Source organism: Halomonas profundus (assembly GCF_020865425.1).
In the GTDB taxonomy this organism is placed as follows: Bacteria; Pseudomonadota; Gammaproteobacteria; order Pseudomonadales; family Halomonadaceae; genus Vreelandella; species Vreelandella titanicae.
In genome coordinates this window covers 1218321-1231617 of record NZ_CP086344.1, presented here as the reverse complement: position 1 = coordinate 1231617, position 13297 = coordinate 1218321, and the positions used below count along the sequence as shown (strand labels likewise).

The 13297-nt window shown below is 55.6% G+C and carries 13 protein-coding genes; 7 read left to right on the top strand and 6 right to left on the bottom strand.

All coding sequences use genetic code 11. The features are described from left to right. Positions 1–62: 62 nt before the first annotated feature. From cyoE to LMS44_RS05510, 6 genes are all read right to left on the bottom strand, one after another. Positions 63–986 (bottom strand): heme o synthase, encoded by a 924-nt coding sequence (gene cyoE, locus LMS44_RS05535; RefSeq protein ID WP_141439715.1) that lies wholly within the window; start codon positions 984–986, stop codon positions 63–65. Beyond that, a complete protein-coding gene (gene cyoD, locus LMS44_RS05530) occupies positions 944–1264 on the bottom strand; it encodes a cytochrome o ubiquinol oxidase subunit IV (protein ID WP_022520636.1) in 321 nt (106 codons plus the stop codon). The genes cyoE and cyoD overlap by 43 nt, the downstream gene beginning before the upstream one ends. A gap of 1 nt (position 1265) precedes the next feature. Next, positions 1266–1886, bottom strand: a complete 621-nt coding sequence (cyoC, locus tag LMS44_RS05525) for a cytochrome o ubiquinol oxidase subunit III (protein ID WP_009287203.1) — start codon at positions 1884–1886, stop codon at positions 1266–1268. Beyond that, positions 1886–3862, bottom strand: a complete 1977-nt coding sequence (cyoB, locus tag LMS44_RS05520; RefSeq protein WP_009287202.1) for a cytochrome o ubiquinol oxidase subunit I — start codon at positions 3860–3862, stop codon at positions 1886–1888. The genes cyoC and cyoB overlap by 1 nt, the downstream gene beginning before the upstream one ends. 3 nt (positions 3863–3865) lie before the next feature. After that, positions 3866–4873, bottom strand: a complete 1008-nt coding sequence (cyoA, locus tag LMS44_RS05515) for a ubiquinol oxidase subunit II (protein WP_027959877.1) — start codon at positions 4871–4873, stop codon at positions 3866–3868. 345 nt (positions 4874–5218) lie between these two features. Then, the gene (locus LMS44_RS05510) at positions 5219–6001 is read right to left on the bottom strand and encodes a DeoR/GlpR family DNA-binding transcription regulator (protein WP_022520638.1); all 783 of its coding nucleotides are present in this window, start codon (positions 5999–6001) and stop codon (positions 5219–5221) included. A 310-nt stretch (positions 6002–6311) separates the two neighbouring features. On the opposite strand from LMS44_RS05510, the gene LMS44_RS05505 reads away from it, so the two are divergent. The 7 genes from LMS44_RS05505 to cdd all read left to right on the top strand — a co-directional run bounded on the left by LMS44_RS05505 (position 6312) and on the right by cdd (position 13158). Then, positions 6312–7157: an outer membrane protein OmpK gene (locus LMS44_RS05505; protein ID WP_278370756.1), complete on the top strand. Its 846-nt coding sequence runs from the start codon at positions 6312–6314 to the stop codon at positions 7155–7157. 54 nt (positions 7158–7211) lie between these two features. Further along, positions 7212–8495 carry a NupC/NupG family nucleoside CNT transporter gene (locus LMS44_RS05500; protein WP_278370755.1) on the top strand — a complete coding sequence of 428 codons (1284 nt, stop codon included), beginning with the start codon at positions 7212–7214 and terminating at the stop codon, positions 8493–8495. A gap of 85 nt (positions 8496–8580) precedes the next feature. Next, positions 8581–9375: a deoxyribose-phosphate aldolase gene (gene deoC, locus LMS44_RS05495; protein ID WP_009287197.1), complete on the top strand. Its 795-nt coding sequence runs from the start codon at positions 8581–8583 to the stop codon at positions 9373–9375. After that, entirely contained in the window at positions 9375–10730 is a 1356-nt protein-coding gene (gene deoA, locus LMS44_RS05490; RefSeq protein ID WP_278370754.1) for a thymidine phosphorylase, read from the top strand. The genes deoC and deoA overlap by 1 nt, the downstream gene beginning before the upstream one ends. After that, complete coding sequence (locus LMS44_RS05485) at positions 10727–11971, top strand: phosphopentomutase (RefSeq protein WP_278370753.1); 1245 nt, start codon at positions 10727–10729, stop codon at positions 11969–11971. The genes deoA and LMS44_RS05485 overlap by 4 nt, the downstream gene beginning before the upstream one ends. A 29-nt stretch (positions 11972–12000) precedes the next feature. Further along, the gene (gene deoD, locus LMS44_RS05480; RefSeq protein WP_008957683.1) at positions 12001–12726 is read left to right on the top strand and encodes a purine-nucleoside phosphorylase; all 726 of its coding nucleotides are present in this window, start codon (positions 12001–12003) and stop codon (positions 12724–12726) included. Positions 12727–12738: 12 nt separating this feature from the next. Beyond that, complete coding sequence (cdd, locus tag LMS44_RS05475) at positions 12739–13158, top strand: cytidine deaminase (protein WP_278370752.1); 420 nt, start codon at positions 12739–12741, stop codon at positions 13156–13158. Positions 13159–13297: the final 139 nt, after the last annotated feature.

The following is a 13297-nucleotide window of genomic DNA, read 5'->3' as shown; positions in this document are numbered from 1 at the left end:
AAAACGCCCCAAGCAGATAACTGCTTGGGGCGTTTTATTAACGGCTTAACGGTATGTGAGGGCTAAACCCACATCGGCACCATCGATTCCAGCACCATGACTAAACTCATCGCGGTGATGGTAAGGATAGAGACGCCAAACACCTTTTTGGCCCAGCGCACATCGTCATCTAAACGGTAGCCGCGCAGTGCCAAGTAGAGCCAGTAGCCGCCCATGGTCAGCGCCACGCACAGATATCCCGCGCCCGCTTGGCTGGCCAGCCCTAGCGCCAACGAGGCGGGTATAAACGCCACGATGTAGCCCAGGATATGGTGTTTTGCCATTTTCACTCCGCGCACCACCGGCAGTACCGGAATCGACGCGCGGCGGTAATCGGCGTAGCGGAAGATCGCAATCGCATAGGAGTGCGGCATCTGCCACAGACAGAAAATCACCAGCAGCATAATGGCACCGCTGTCGAACTGACCGGTCACGGCGCAGTAGCCTACCACCGGCGGCATGGCGCCGGAGAGGCTGCCTACCAAGGTGCCGTACTCCGAGCGGCGCTTCATATAGAGGCTATAAAGCCCCACATAAACGCCCCAGCCAATCACCGCCAAGGCAACGGTTAACCCGTTGGTGCCCAGCGCCAGACACACCACTCCCGACACACCCAGCAGTGCCGAAACGCCCAGTGCCTGGGTAATAGAGATGCTGCCTCTTACCAGGGGGCGATGGCGCGTACGCGCCATCAATGCATCAATATCGCGGTCAATAACGTTGTTACACGCACAGCCCGACGCGATGATTAACGCAATCCCCACCATGACCGAGACAAAGCTGAGCCACTCGAACTGGCCTTGGGCGGCGAGAAAATAGCCGCCTAGGGTGGCAATCAGGTTGCCGCCGATAATGCCCGGCTTGGTCAGCTCGAGCAGATCCCGCCAGCGGCTGGGCGCTGAGATTAGCCGATCATCATGTTGAGATGCAGATGCTGCATGATCCACAGCGAGCCTCCTACCACTAGGACGAGAATCGTCAGTGTGAAGACGAAGGACATCAGATTCCAGCCTTCGTCGGCTTTGGTACTCATATGCATAAACATGACCAGTTGCACCAGTATCTGCAACACTGCGGTCACGGCTATCACAATCACGGTAGCCAACACGCTAAAAGCGCCACTCATCACCACCGCAAAAGGGATAATGGTCAGTATCAGCGACAATACCAGTCCTGTCACATACGACTTAACGCTGCCATGGGCATTGGTTGAACTTGCACTCATCTCACAACACTCCCATCAGATAGACGAATGAGAAGACACAGATCCAGACAATATCGAGGAAGTGCCAGAACAGGCTTAGGCACAAAATCCTCGGCCGGGTCATATCGTTCAACCCTTTGGTGTAAAGCTGTACCAACATCACCAAAATCCAGATCATGCCAAACGTAACGTGCAACCCGTGAGTACCGACTAGGGTAAAGAAGGCCGATAAAAAGCCGCTACGGTCCGGACCGTACCCTTCATGGATTAGATGCTGGAATTCATAGACTTCCATCCCCAGGAAGCACAAGCCCAGTAGAAAGGTAATAATCAGCCACACTTTCACTTGGCCAACACGGTTGGCATGCATTGCCAAAACGCCCATACCGAAAGTGAAACTACTGATCAGCAGTGCAAAGGTTCCGAAAAGGATCAAAGGTAATTCAAAGATATCAGCGCCAGTTGGCCCACCCGCCGTGCCCTTCATCAGCACGGCGTAAGTGGCGAACAGTGACCCGAAGATCACCAAATCGCTCATTAAGTAGACCCAGAAACCAAACAATTTCGTGCCCGAGGCATCGTGATGCTCTTCTTCGTGCTCTACCGGGTGGTGCGAGCTATGATTTAGCGTATCAGTCGACATTACGCTTGCGCCTCCACGCGTTGTTGATGCTCACGTTCGATTCGCTCAACTTCAGCAGCGGGAACGTAGTAGTCGATATCGTCGTTAAATACCCGTGCCATAAAGCTGATGAATACACCCACGGCGCCGACGCCGGCTAACCACCAGATATGCCACACCAGCGCAAAGCCGATGACCAGCGCAAAGAAGCTGATAACTGGCCCGGCCACGGTATTACGAGGCATATGAATATCGGTATAGGGGGCTTCTTCAAGCTGCTCTTCGCTACGCTGCTTTTGCGACCAGAAGCTGTCGATATCGCCCACTTCCGGCAGACGTGCAAAGTTGTAGAACGGCGCTGGAGAAGAGGTTGACCACTCCAAGGTGCGGCCATTCCAGGGGTCGCCGGTGACATCAGCGTTCTGTTTGCGGTCACGAATACTCACCCAGAACTGGATGATGGTGCAGACAATGCCCAGCATAATGATTACCGCGCCTACCCAAGCCAGAATCATCCACGGCTGCCATTCGGGGTTGGCGTAGGACTGCATGCGGCGCACGGCACCAAAGAAGGCCAGTACGTAAAGCGGCATAAAGGCGACGTAGAAGCCGATAAACCAGCACCAGAACGACCGCTTGCCCCACTTTTCGTTCAAAGTGAAACCGAACGCTTTGGGGAACCAATAGGTAAGCCCTGCCATCATGCCGAACACCACGCCGCCGATAATAACGTTGTGGAAGTGCGCAATAACGAACAGGCTGTTATGCAACACAAAGTTAGCTGCGGGCACCGCCAGCATAACGCCGGTCATACCGCCTAGGGTAAAGGTGATAATAAAGCCCAGCGTCCATAGCACCGGCGAAGTGAGTTCCAGGCTGCCGCGGAACATGGTGAACAGCCAGTTGAACACTTTCACCCCGGTAGGAATGGCGATGATCATTGTCATAATGCCGAAGAAGGCGTTGACGTTGGCGCCCGCCCCCATGGTGAAAAAGTGGTGCAACCAAACCACAAACGAGAGCAAGGTGATCGAAATGGTCGCCCACACCATGGTGGCGTAGCCGAACAGCCGCTTACGGGCAAAGGTCGCAATCACTTCAGAGAACACGCCGAAGGCTGGCAGAATCAGGATATAAACTTCCGGGTGGCCCCAGGCCCAGATGAGATTGACGTACATCATCATGTTGCCGCCAAAATCATTGGTAAAGAAGTGCATACCCAAATAGCGATCCAGCGTTAGCAGCGCGATGGTCGCGGTCAAAATTGGGAAAGAAGCAATGATCAGCACGTTGGCGCACAGCGAGGTCCAGGTGAAGATCGGCATGCGGAACATCGTCATGCCTTTGGTGCGCATTTTAATGATGGTCACGAAAAAGTTAATACCGGTCAGCGTGGTGCCTATACCGGATATCTGCAACGCCCATATCCAGTAGTCGACCCCCACCCCGGGACTAAACTCGATCCCCGATAACGGCGCGTAAGCGAGCCAGCCGGTTTTGGCGAATTCGCCCACCACCAGCGAGATATTGACCAGTATCGCGGAGACCGCAAACAGCCAAAAGCTTAAGTTATTCAGGAAAGGGAAAGCAACGTCGCGGGCACCAATTTGCAGCGGCACCACCAGGTTCATCAAGCCGATGACCATGGGCATGGCGACAAAGAAGATCATAATCACGCCGTGGGCGGTAAAGATCTGGTCGTAGTGTTCGGGGGGTAAATAGCCCGCTGCATCCCCGGCGGCCATCGCCAGCTGGGTGCGCATCATTATCGCATCCGAGAAGCCGCGCAGCAGCATCACCAGAGCGACGATGAAATACATAATGCCGAGCTTTTTATGGTCAACGGAGGTAAACCACTCGTTCCACAGCCAGCCCCACTTACGGTAATAGGTGATTAAACCAAACAGTGCGATCCCACCAATGGCCATAAAGGCCGCGACGACCATGATGATCGGCTCGTGGTAGGGAATTGACTCTAACGTGAGTTTTCCAAACACGGCTTAACCTCCCACTTCTACGCTAGAGGAGTGGCTGCGCATGGCATTATCCTGACTAGCATGGTTGTTAGTGACATGACCTGATTCGGCCGCGTGATCGGCAGTCTTCTCATTTTCGCCATCGTAGGAGTCAGCATGATCGCCGCCCATCTGATGCTCGCCGCCGGTATGGAAGCTTCGTAAGATGCTTTCATACAGCGATGGTGAGATGGCTGAGAAGTACTCAACCGGATTCGATTCGCTAGGTTCCGCCAACGCTTCATAACCTTCTGGGTAGGTCAGCGTTTGTGGAGCAGCGCGTACCGTTTCCACCCAGGCGTCAAAATCCTCGGGGTTGGTCACCTTGGCTTCAAAGGTCATGCCAGAGAAGCCCGCGCCACTGTAGTTGGTGGAACGACCAGGGTAGCTACCAATTTCATCGGCGATGAGATGGACATCGTTATCCATGCCCGCCATGGCATAAATCTGGCTGCCAAGATGGGGGATAAAAAAAGCGTTCATCACTGAGCCTGAGCTGACCCTAAAGCGCACCGGTGTATCTACCGGAAAGGCCACTTCGTTAACACTGGCAATACCCTGCTCGGGGTAGATAAACAGCCACTTCCAATCAAGCGCCACCGCCTGTATTTCGATCGGCGCCACATCGCTTTCCAGCGGTTTGTGGGGATCAAGGCTATGGGAGGTCTTCCAGGTCAACAGGGCGAGCACCGCGATAATCGCACAGGGCACGATCCACACCACCGCTTCAATCACGTTGGAGTGCGCCCAATCAGGCGTGTATTTAGCCAGGCTATTACTACGCCGGTAACGCCAGCCAAACAGCAGCGTCATGACAATCACAGGAATAACTACAATCAACATTAGGCCAAAGGCGGTCAGAATCAGTGTGCGCTGCTCAGCGCCAATCTGGCCTTTTGGGTCTAGCAGCGCTGAACTACAGCCTGCTAGAAACAGACACAGCGCAAGGAGCACTAGAGTGCCTCGCCTGCGCCAAAGTGAGCGTCGTTGCATGGTGTGATCTCGTCAGAGGTTGTTTAAAACACTAGCTAGCCATGTCGCCCTTCTACATAGCAGGCTAACTACCACCCCATACTCTTCCCAAAACATGCTCTGCATGGCGCTCTTGAAAACGTGCTAGGAAAACGCTCTCAAGGACAGTGCACACGTGACGCTGGGCGCCATTGCTCCGGGAAAAATATGCGTCGCCGGATGGGAATTGGCGACGAGCCTCGCTGGCCTAAGCACTAAAGGCTTAAGCAGTTAAGACTAAAGTATTTTCTATTGATCGAGATCATGAAAGAAGTGGCGCATTGCCGCACCCAAGGTATTGACTGGGATGAGCAAGGGGGAAATCGCTTACGCCACTGTGACGGTGGGAACCACTATCTCAGGTACAACGCGGCCATTTTTTTTAAGCAACTGCGGGGCGCCCTCTTCGTCGGTAACCACCACATCAAAATCGTCCAGAGCAGCGAAATAGGCCGGGCGAACTACGCTGAACTTACTGGCATCTACCACCAACAGGCGCTGCATAGCGGTGGCAATGGCAGCCTGTTTAGGCGCCACTTCGTGAAAGTGAAAGCAGCTAACACCACGCTCTAAATCCACCCCTGCAGCGGAGATCAGCGCCTTATTAATGCCTAACCGCTCGATAGCAGCAGTCATATTGTCGCTACCGAATGACTGCGAGGTGGCATAAAACAGCCCGCCTAGTAGCACCAAGCGCACGTTGGGCAGGGCGGCAACGGCATTGGCAACATTAAGCGCATAGGTCACTACCGTCAGCTCTCGGAAATGACTTAACTGGCTCAGCAGCGGCATTAGCGTTGAGCCGCAGTCGATAAACAGCGTATCGCCCTCTTCTATGTAAGCTAACGCCCGCTGACAAAGCCGATACTTGGCCTGGTAGTGGCTAGCCTGCTGTTCGGTCAAGTCATAAATAGGCGTTACGCCAGGGTAGTTTGCCATCACTAGGCGTCCACCCAGCAGGCTAATGGCAGTATCCTGAGTCGTCAGATCGCGACGGATGGTCATTTCGGAAACATCGCATAGCTCTGCGGCATCGCGCAGATGAAGAGTACCGCCACTGGCAAGCGCTTCCTGAAGCTTGGCAAGGCGCAGCGCACTACGGCCATTCATGGTGGGCATCTCCTGGCAAACCCCTCTTGTTGTGATTTTCGCAACGAGAGCATCGGTGTTGCGTCCATTTTCATTTCTATGCTGAGCGAGCGGCGGCGTAATTTCCACTGCTACGACGGCTATTGGTGCTATTAGTGCCACAATGAGAGCCATATGACATTTAAATAGCGTTGATGTGACAACTCTTGCAAATCAACGTTAGAAAAATAACACTAAATGTTATAATTTTAACATTAACGCCAGCCCGCACGACTACAACCTCGGATAGCCACACCCAAGTGGCTCCGCGACAACCAATGTTGAGGCTCTCATGACTGCTCGTACACACTCTCGCCCCCCTTCGTCTAAGATCGCGCTTGGCGCTGGCGTATTAGGGGCCATACTCACTACGCCGCTAATGGCAGACGAGGCTGCTCAGTCGCATCCTCTAGATCGACTGTGGTCATTCGCCAACGTTTCGGTTAACTACCTGGACTGGTCAAACGGTACCGAGGCGCGCACCGCTTCCAACGCGGCGAAAAGCGACTTTATGTTTCTCGAAATCGAAGGCGGCGCTGGCTTTAGCTGGGGCGAGTTCTACGGCTTCTTTGATTTCGAGAACCCCACCAACGACCAGTTCGACGAGTCCAGCGGTGGTAAAGACAACTTCCGCACCGCGGGTAAAGTGACCTCACACATTTACCTGGGTGACAGCCCGCTGTCGATTTACGCCCACCTGTATGACTTCCGCGATTACGGTTATAACAGCCGCGAGCAGGATCAGATTCTTGGTTTGGGTTACCGCACTACCTTCGACAATGGCCTGTGGTTCAAGCCTTTTATCGGTGCTGCGAGGGTACAAAGTAACAGCTATACCGGCATGAACGGCTATATGGCAGGCTGGGTCGCGGGTTATGATTTCACTGCACTCAACCAGAACTTCAGCGTCACCAACTGGCACGAACAGACCTTTGGTCGCGACGATGAGTATCTGGAGCAGAACTACGTGGGCGATACAGCGGGCAGTGTAGGCACCAACGGTGCACTGAGCCTATGGTGGCATCCGAGTGATTTGATCACCACTGGCATTCAGTATCGCTACTCTGACAATAAGTTGGGCACCCCCAACAATTATCAGAATGCGATGATCTACTCCGTCAAGCTCAACTTACTTTAAACGCGTTACTGTCTATAAAAACGTTACTTACGCGCTGACGCGAAGGATCCCCATATGACACTCCTTATGAGCTTGGTGGGTATGGTCACTCTGGTGGCCATTGCCCTGATCTTCTCCTACGACCGTAAATCGATCCGGCTGCGTACCGTGCTGGGCGCCTTTGCTATCCAGGCGGGTATCGGTGCCTTTGTACTTTACGTGCCGTTTGGCCAAGCGGTGCTGCAGGCCATTTCGTCCGGTGTTAGCCAAATATTGGTGTATGCCAACGACGGTATCGGCTTTCTGTTCGGTGGCTTAGCCGATGTGGATAATGTCGGCTTTGTATTTGCGATCAAAGTACTCCCCGTCATTATCTTCTTCTCCTCGCTAATCGCCGTGCTCTACTACATCGGCATTATGCAGTGGGTGATTCGCATCTTAGGTGGTGCCCTGCAAAAAGCCCTGGGCACCTCACGGACTGAATCACTTTCTGCAACGGCAAATATTTTCGTCGGCCAGACCGAAGCACCGTTGGTGGTGCGTCCGTTTATCGCCCGCATGACGCCTTCGCAGCTGTTTGCCGTTATGTGTGGTGGTCTGGCATCGGTCGCCGGTTCAGTATTGGCGGGCTACGCCGCGCTGGGTATTCCCATGGAGTACTTGGTAGCGGCCTCCTTTATGGCGGCGCCGGGCGGGTTGCTGTTCGCCAAGCTGATCATGCCGGAAACCCAAGACGTTACCGACAGCGACAGCGTTACCAAGGTGGAAGAAGAGATTGAAGCCCTGGAAGATAAACCTGCCAACGTCCTGGATGCTGCTGCATCGGGCGCTACCTCGGGTTTAATGCTGGCCGCCAACGTGGGCGCGATGCTGCTGGCATTTATCGCCCTGATTGCCCTGATCAACGGCATCCTGGGTGGCATTGGCGGCTGGGTGGGCTTTGACTCGCTGAGCCTGGAGCTGATCCTGGGCTGGCTGTTTGCCCCGCTGGCCTTCCTGTTGGGTGTACCCTGGGAAGAAGCGACGCTGGCTGGCTCATTCATTGGCCAAAAATTAGTGGTCAACGAGTTTGTCGCCTACATCAACCTAGCGCCTTACATTGATGGGGAACAGGTGGTAGCTGCGACGGGTCAGATGATGACACCGCACACCATGGCGATCCTCTCTTTTGCGCTGTGTGGCTTTGCGAACCTCTCCTCCATTGCGATTCTGCTGGGTGGCCTGGGTAGCATTGCCCCTACCCGCCGCAAAGAGATTGCTCGTTTTGGCGTCAAAGCCGTATTGGCCGGTACACTGTCCAACTTGATGTCGGCCTCGATTGCTGGCTTCTTTATCGCCCTAAGTAACGCCACTGCTTAACGCAGCGGGTTTTACTGAAGGTGGCGGGCACTGCGGCTTTATCCGCAGTGCCCGTTTTTATCTTTTACTGATTTGTGAGAATTCCATGACTGCGACCGCCTCCCCCCATATCGTCCAAGCCGCCCGCCAAGCACTCACCCTCATGGATCTGACGAGCCTGAACGACAACGACACGGACAGCACCATTGAAGCGCTCTGCCAGCAGGTGAAAACGCCCTTTGGCACCCCTGCCGCGGTCTGCGTATACCCACAGTTTATTGTCACCGCCCAGCGTGCCCTTACGGCTCACAAGCTAAACGAGCAGGTGAAGATCGCCACGGTCACCAATTTCCCTAATGGCGACGACGACATTATGGCCGCCGCCCGTGAAACCCGCGATGCGGTTGCCTCCGGCGCCCATGAAGTTGATGTGGTATTTCCCTACCGCGCGTTGATGGCAGGCGACGAAGAGACCGGCCTTGAGCTGGTAGAAATGTGCAAAGCCGCCTGCGCTGGTCAAGCACTGCTCAAAGTGATCATTGAGTCCGGCGAGCTCAAAGAACCTGCGCTGATCAAACGCGCCAGCGAACTGGCCATTGAAGGCGGTGCGGATTTCATTAAAACCTCGACCGGCAAAGTAGCCGTTAACGCTACACTGGAAGCCGCAGAAATTATGCTCAAAGCCATCAAGGCCAGTGGCCAAGACGTTGGTTTTAAAGCAGCAGGTGGCGTCAAAACCGCCGAAGACGCAGCAGAATATTTGGCTCTTGCTAACGATATTATGGGCTCAGGCTGGGCGACGCCCGCTCACTTCCGCTTTGGTGCCTCTAGCCTGCTGGGCAATCTGCTGGCTACGTTGACCGGCAACACCAACGCGGCCACCACTGACGGAGGTTACTAATGTCTGCCAACGCCACTCAACACACCCTGCTCCCCCAGGAGCTGATTCGCCTAAAGCGTGATAACCAGCCGCTGCCCGCGGAAGAGATTAAAGCCTTTGTGCAGGGCATTGCTGATGATCGCATCAGCGACGCCCAGATAGGCGCCTTCACCATGGCAGTATTTCTCAACGGCATGAGCCGTGAAGAAGTCGTTGCGCTGACCACCGCTACCCGCGACTCCGGCCACGTGATGCAGTGGAGCGACCTCAACCTGCCCGGCCCGATTGTCGATAAGCACTCCACCGGCGGCGTAGGCGATTTGGTTTCGTTGGTGCTCGGCCCCTGGGTGGCCGCCTGTGGTGCCTTTGTACCGATGATTTCCGGTCGCGGCTTAGGTCACACTGGCGGCACCCTGGATAAACTCGAATCGATCCCCGACTACGACCCCTACCCCGCACCAGAGCGTTTCCGCGAGGTGGTTAAATCCACTGGCGTAGCGATTATTGGCCAAACGGGTGATCTCGCCCCCGCCGACAAGCGCATCTACGGCGTGCGTGATGTGACCGCCACGGTGGAATCGATTCCGCTGATTACCGCCTCTATTCTAGGCAAGAAGCTGGCTTCCGGACTGGATGCGCTGGTGATGGACGTTAAAGTCGGCAGCGGTGCCTTTATGCCCACGCCGGAAAAATCCCGCGAGCTGGCCAAAAGCATCGCTAATGTAGCGACTCAGGCAGGCACGCCCACCACGGCGCTGCTCACCGATATGAGCCAGCCGCTAGCCCCCTGCGCCGGTAACGCCGTTGAAATCGTCGAGACACTGGCCCTGTTGCGCGGCGACCGCCCCAACAGCCGCGTGATGCAAGTCACCCGTGAACTGGCCGTAGAAATGCTGATTGCCGGCAAGCTCGCGGGCTCCCGTGAAGAAGCGCTCACTCAGCTTGAGAAGGCGCTAACCTCCGGTGCTGCTGCTGAAGTCTTCGCCCAGATGGTGCGTGAGCTTGGTGGCCCCAGCGATTTTATGGAGCGCTCTGAGCACTACCTGGCCAAAGCTGAAGTGATTAAGCCGGTATATGCTGAGCAAGCCGGAGTGGTTCAGCGTATTGATACCCGCGCCGTGGGTATGAGCGTGGTGGAGCTGGGCGGTGGCCGGCTGCGTAACGATGCCAGCGTCGATCACAGCGTCGGCTTCACCGATATCGTCGAAATCGGCGAGAGCGTGGACAGCCAACGCCCCATCGCCATGGTACACGCCCGCAATGAAGCCGCCGCTGAACGTGCCGCCGAGCAGCTGCGCGCGGCGTTTACGATTGGCGAAGGCGCTGCCAACGCCGACACTCTGCTGCAAGACACCTTCCGTGGAGAAACCTTATGAGCCGCGCGATTTTACTGGTACTCGATTCGTTTGGGATTGGCGCCGCCCCGGATGCCGCCACCTTCGGCGATGAAGGTTCCGACACCTTGGGTCATATCGCCGCCGCCTGCGCCCGTGGCGAGGCGGATAACGCCAATCGTTCCGGCCCACTCAAGCTGCCCAACATGGCCAAGCTGGGGCTATTTCACGCCCACCGCGATGCCACGGGCAGCGTTGCCGAAGGCGTCACGCTGCCGGAAAACCTGGAAGGCGCTTACGCCCATGCCAAAGAAATTTCCAGCGGCAAAGATACCCCCTCCGGCCACTGGGAAATCGCTGGTGTACCGGTGCGCTTTGAGTGGGGCTACTTTCTGGATAAAACCGACAGTTTCCCCCTTGAGCTGCTCGACGCCATCGTGCAAGAAGCCGACCTCACCGGGGTGATTGGCAACTGCCACGCGTCAGGCACCGAGATCATCGCCCGCCTGGGTGAAGAGCACATCGCTACCGGCAAACCCATCGTTTATACCTCGGCGGATTCGGTGTTCCAAATTGCCGCCCACGAAGAGCATTTTGGCCTTGAACGGCTTTATAAGCTGTGCGAAACCGTCCGAGAGCTGCTGGAGCCTTATAACATTGGCCGCGTCATTGCGCGTCCGTTTATCGGCGAAGACAGCAACACCTTCGCCCGCACCGGCAACCGTCGCGACTACAGCGTTGAGCCGCCCTCTCCCACCGTGCTGCAAAAGCTTGATGATGCCGGCGGCGAAGTGGTCTCGATTGGTAAAATTGCCGATATCTACGCCCACTGCGGCATTACCCACAAGGTAAAAGCCAGCGGTCACGATGCATTGATGGACGCCACGCTCAAAGAGATCGAGCGCACCAACCAACGCGACGAAGGCGAGCGCGCCATGATCATGACCAACTTTGTCGATTTTGACTCGGTCTATGGCCATCGCCGCGACGTGCCGGGCTATGCCGCCGCACTGGAAGATTTCGACGCCAAGCTGCCTAAGCTGCTGGCTGCGCTAAGCGAAGATGACCTGCTGATTCTCACCGCCGATCACGGCTGCGACCCCAGTTGGCACGGCACCGAGCACACCCGCGAGTACATCCCCATTCTGATACATGGCCCCGGCTTTACCCCCGGCCCGCTGGGCGAGCGCGGCACCTTTGCCGATATTGGCCAAACCCTGGCCGACTTTTTCCTGCTACCGGCCATGGCCGATGGCAAAAGCTTTCTACCCGACGCCGCTTAACGACTAGCGCCGCTTAAAGGAGACCTTTGATGGCAACCCCACATATTAACGCTGCTCCCGGTGATTTTGCCGATACCGTACTGATGCCCGGCGACCCGCTGCGCGCCAAATACATCGCCGATACTTACCTGGAGAATGTGCGTCAGGTCAACGACGTGCGCAACATGTTTGGTTATACCGGCACCTATAAAGGCCGCGAGATTTCCGTGATGGGCCACGGCATGGGCATTCCGTCGGTCTCCATCTATGCCAAAGAGCTGATCACCGACTACGGCGTTAAATCGCTGATTCGTGTGGGCTCCTGCGGCGCGGTGCGCGACGATGTCAACGTCCGCGATGTGGTCATCGGCATGGGCGCCAGCACCGACTCCAAGGTCAACCGCATGCGCTTTAACGACCACGACTTTGCTGCTATTGCCGACTTCGAACTGACTCAGCACGCGGTGGCTGCCGCCAAGGCCAAAAACGTGCCGGTCAAAGTGGGCAACATCTTCTCTGCAGACTTGTTCTACAACCCGCAAACCGAAATGGCTGAAATGCTCAAGCGCTACGGCATTGTCGGCGTCGAGATGGAAGCCGCAGGTCTTTACGGCGTCGCCGCTGAGTTTGGCGCCCGCGCCATGACCATCTGCACCGTATCGGATCACATCCTGAAAGGCGATTCGCTCTCCAGCGCAGACCGTCAAACTACCTTTGACGACATGATGCTGATTGCTTTGGACACCGTGTTACGCGACGACGCAGCCCGCGCTTAAGAGGAAGTTGTGATGAGTCAGCAAACGGATGAAGTATCAGAAGAGATCGTTGAGAAGTTATTCAGCGCGCGGGCTAACGCCTATGTGCCCTACTCTAATCACCCGGTGGCGTCGTTGATGGTGACCCCTGACGGTCAGCAGTTTGCGGGCGCTAATGTGGAAGTGGCGCACTACAAAGGCCTGTGTGCTGAAGCCTCGGCCATTTCCGCCATGGTGACCGCAGGCCAACGCCAGCTGGCGACCGTCTACGTCATGGGCCCCGCTGATCACCTCTGTACGCCCTGCGGCGATTGTCGTCAGCGCATTCGCGAGTTCGCCACGCCAGAGACTCAGATCAAGGTGCTATCCGGCAGCGGCGAATTGATGAAAACCTACACCATGGAAACGCTGCTGCCCGACGCCTTTGGGCCGGAGCAACTGCCACCGCTCTAAGCATTAGCCATAAGCGACTGAAGACTGATTTTTAGTCACTTATGGCATTAATACTCTTCAGTTTTAAAATCCTATCTTTATAGCCTTATCAAATTTACTCGAAAAGAGACGGGCTCAGTTTTATTAACATCTATATTTA

Excerpts from the sequence above, each read along its gene's own strand:
- LMS44_RS05505 (WP_278370756.1), top strand. The coding sequence starts at position 6,312 with ATGACTGCTCGTACACACTCTCGCCCCCCTTCGTCTAAGATCGCGCTT.
- cyoD (WP_022520636.1), bottom strand. The coding sequence starts at position 1,264 with ATGAGTGCAAGTTCAACCAATGCCCATGGCAGCGTTAAGTCGTATGTG.
- cyoA (WP_027959877.1), bottom strand. The coding sequence starts at position 4,873 with ATGCAACGACGCTCACTTTGGCGCAGGCGAGGCACTCTAGTGCTCCTT.
- cyoC (WP_009287203.1), bottom strand. The coding sequence starts at position 1,886 with ATGTCGACTGATACGCTAAATCATAGCTCGCACCACCCGGTAGAGCAC.
- LMS44_RS05485 (WP_278370753.1), top strand. The coding sequence starts at position 10,727 with ATGAGCCGCGCGATTTTACTGGTACTCGATTCGTTTGGGATTGGCGCC.
- deoD (WP_008957683.1), top strand. The coding sequence starts at position 12,001 with ATGGCAACCCCACATATTAACGCTGCTCCCGGTGATTTTGCCGATACC.
- deoC (WP_009287197.1), top strand. The coding sequence starts at position 8,581 with ATGACTGCGACCGCCTCCCCCCATATCGTCCAAGCCGCCCGCCAAGCA.
- cdd (WP_278370752.1), top strand. The coding sequence starts at position 12,739 with ATGAGTCAGCAAACGGATGAAGTATCAGAAGAGATCGTTGAGAAGTTA.
- deoA (WP_278370754.1), top strand. The coding sequence starts at position 9,375 with ATGTCTGCCAACGCCACTCAACACACCCTGCTCCCCCAGGAGCTGATT.
- LMS44_RS05510 (WP_022520638.1), bottom strand. The coding sequence starts at position 6,001 with ATGAATGGCCGTAGTGCGCTGCGCCTTGCCAAGCTTCAGGAAGCGCTT.
- LMS44_RS05500 (WP_278370755.1), top strand. The coding sequence starts at position 7,212 with ATGACACTCCTTATGAGCTTGGTGGGTATGGTCACTCTGGTGGCCATT.